Below are 3,133 nucleotides of genomic sequence, written 5' to 3'. Positions count from 1 at the left end.
TTTGCCGTCGACTAAGAAGTTTTTTGGCTCTTTTGCAAGCAAGATCAGCTTAGGAAAAATCGATGCCTGTGCCCTATGCAGCAGTGGATTAGAGTTGGCGCCGAAGAGCGTGACACTAATAAAGATGCACAGTAGTCCGAACCGCATTAAAAGTCCTTGCTCACAGAAAGGAGAAATGTACGACCGGCCTGAGGATAGTCATTGGTATAGGTGTACGGTTCTGAAGGGTATACAACATCGGCATCGGTAAGGTTTTTGACACTGCCGGTCACGCTGAAATGGTTTGAAAGATTATAATAGCGCAGATTAATGTCTGCCGTAAGATAAGCCGGTGTGTCATCGCGCGTGTCTCCTTCTATACGTGCTTTGCTTCCGACATATTTCAGGACTGTTCCGGCGTTGAACTCCGGGGTAAAGTTATAGAGATAGCTTGCTACCGCAAGGTGATGTGCGACATTGGCAAGAGGATTGCCCATGTCATCGGAACCATTTACATAGGAGTAATTGGCGTAGAGTTGGTCATGCAGAAGCAATGAGGTGCATACTTCGAGTTCGAGACCGTATATGTCCGTATTATAGTTGTTAAGATAGATGTGCTCGGCATTATTCTTGTCGATTTGGTTTTTGTTGATAAGGTAGAAAATGTCAGCTTGCAGGTAGCTTTCCCCACTGAATTTTTGGATCATTGCAAGTTCGAAAGCATCCACAGTTTCAGGTTTTAGATCAATATTACCGACACGCGCCGTATTGTTGAGGGTATAGAGTTCCTGCCAGGATGGATTTCGGTGCGAATGGCTGTAGATCGCTTTAAAGATACGTTGCATATCACTTTGATATACAAGAGAAATCCTTGGATCATACTGTGTTTCTGTGAGGGAAGTTTTTTCGATATTGATACCGTATAGAAGACTCAGGCTTGTACCAATTTCCATTTGGTCCTGTAACGATAACATTAGGATATCACGAAGAGCATTTATATCGAAAAAGGGGAGTGTACTTGTATAGTCTACAAGATTGGTTCCGCTATCACTGTCTCTGTCTGTTGTCTTGGTAACGACGTTATAGGTTTCGTCACGGCTGATGCGATAACCGGCAGTTAAAGTATGATTTTCTAACCCCCTATATTTAAAATAGGTGGATTGGTAGAATGAACGCTGGTCGGCCTCATGAATCCCAAAAAAGCCTTCTGTATAGGTAACCAATCCTGTGTTGTCAGAATTAGGCAGTGTAAAACCTGGCGAGATAAGTCTTGCATCACTACTAAATTGTTCCTGTCTCATACCGACTTTGACAATCGCTTCCAGGTCGCCGAAATATTCATCCCATCCGAGTTCCAGCATAAAGGCAGGCATTTTGATCCGGTCCTCTTCCTGTGGAAGAAGCGCATTGATACCATAGGCACTACCATGAATAAAGTGTGTGCCTCTTGCTTTAAGAGTGAACGCATCGTAGTCAAATTGCAGTCCAAGAGCATAGGTTGTAGTTTGTAGCGGAACTTGCCCACTCAGAGCGAAAGAAGTGTTGTCAATCGGTCCAAAGTTATAAGCACCGGTTGCGGCGGCATCTGGTCCGGCGAAGAGCATTTTGTCGTCCTGATAGTAGTAGCCATCAGCGTGAAAGCGGAACTTGTTTTCTGAAAAGGTGCTAGTGAAACCACCGGCTAACTGGTCATATGAACCGCCTCGTGCAAAGACACGGTTGATCGGCTCACCGATGTCTTCAGCGTAAGTAATAATCTGAATGGACCCCGCATAGGCATTGATACCATCGGTTCTGCTTCCTGGTCCCCTGACGACCTCGATACGTTTCACTATTTCGATAGGCATATAGAGATAACCTATAAACCCATCGGTGAAGATGTCATTTGCCAACATACCGTCGATTAGTAATTTGACTTGACCAAATGCAAAAGGATTCGAACCTCGAAAAATCGGTGTTTTGGCATCTGAAAGATCGGCAGAAAAGTCGACCCCCGGTATTAGCTGGAGTGCCTCTTGGAGTGTAGTAATACCCAACTTTTCAAGTTCCTTCCCTGTGAGAACGGAAATGATGTAAGGTTGATAAGGTTCGTTTGCCTTGGTTTCAGTTGCTGCAAGTGTAAACTGCTCCAGTTCTTGATCTATCTGCTGGGTCACAGACGCCAAGTGGCTTGAAGAAGTATAGTAAGAATTTTCTGCTTGCAGTGAAATAATGGTGCAGACCAATAACAGAAAAATATGGATAGAAGGAAAATTCATGTTTTGTTCCATACCTGAACAAGCTCGGGATTCTTTGCTTCGAGATCGTTGGTATATAGTAGGCATGGATAGCGGGGAGTAATATAGTGCTGCTCCTCACCAATAGGTTGGTATGGAAGATTGTACATATTGAGCAGGCGTAAAAAAGGTTTTTCCAACGCACCGTAAGTATATTCAATATCGAGGGCTGACATTTTCATATAGCCAATTACTTTTAGACCTTCGATAAGTGTTTTTGTGTCCTTTCGGTTACGCAGTTCTTTGGCGATAAAGATTCTGGAAAGTTCAGCAAATTTGTCTGCTTCGAACTGTAGTTTGTCAATATTTGTTTGCATATTGTTATCTGTAGGATAACCGATAGGGCAGTGGTGGATTAGTCTGGTGCAGGCCATGACCTCACCTTCTTCGTCAAAAGCGGCGAAATGTTCGGAGTAGGCATCATACTCATCAGTTTCACGATTGGGTTCACAGCCCTCCAGTTCGCAAACTCCAAGTTTCTCACAAACGATTTTATACCGAAAGGCATACACTTTTTCAAGTTGATCCTCTGTGGTCACCTCGATAAACTGATAAGACATCTTTACACCCCTTTATTTCGGACTATAATAACACAGAAACTTAGAAAAGTCGAATGAAAAGCAATTAACTTTAGTAAAAAAGGTGGGATTGATATTAATGTCTAAGATCGCGATAACTAGGGAATATTTAGTAAGAAGAGTTTGGTTTTGTCGGATTTATATTGTGTTAAATATTATGAAATATGTTCCATGCATTTCAAAATTTCCAAGGTCTTAGTGACGTCATAAATGGCACTGTGATACTGTTCGGTGTCAAAGTCGATGTGGTAAAAGAGGCAGGTCTCAATGAGCTTTGGATTTTTTAGATTGCCTTTTGCG

At 42.7% G+C, this 3,133-nt stretch carries 2 protein-coding genes; both read right to left on the bottom strand.

Annotation, left to right across the window (positions count from 1 at the left end; all coding sequences use genetic code 11):
* Nucleotides 1-146 precede the first annotated feature (146 nt).
* Complete coding sequence (locus tag ABYK33_RS14975) at nucleotides 147-2,303, bottom strand: TonB-dependent receptor plug domain-containing protein (protein ID WP_373034113.1); 2,157 nt, start codon at nucleotides 2,301-2,303, stop codon at nucleotides 147-149.
* Entirely contained in the window at nucleotides 2,234-2,815 is a 582-nt protein-coding gene (locus ABYK33_RS14970) for a GNAT family N-acyltransferase (RefSeq protein ID WP_373034112.1), read from the bottom strand. The genes ABYK33_RS14975 and ABYK33_RS14970 overlap by 70 nt, the downstream gene beginning before the upstream one ends.
* Nucleotides 2,816-3,133 lie beyond the last annotated feature (318 nt).

The organism is Sulfurovum sp., from assembly GCF_041562805.1.
Classification (GTDB): Bacteria; Campylobacterota; Campylobacteria; order Campylobacterales; family Sulfurovaceae; genus Sulfurovum.
This window is presented reverse-complemented; position numbering and strand designations above follow the sequence as displayed.

What these genes read in the sequence shown, in the direction of transcription:
- ABYK33_RS14970 (WP_373034112.1), bottom strand. Translation starts at nt 2,815, where the DNA reads ATGTCTTATCAGTTTATCGAGGTGACCACAGAGGATCAACTTGAAAAA.
- ABYK33_RS14975 (WP_373034113.1), bottom strand. Translation starts at nt 2,303, where the DNA reads ATGCCTACTATATACCAACGATCTCGAAGCAAAGAATCCCGAGCTTGT.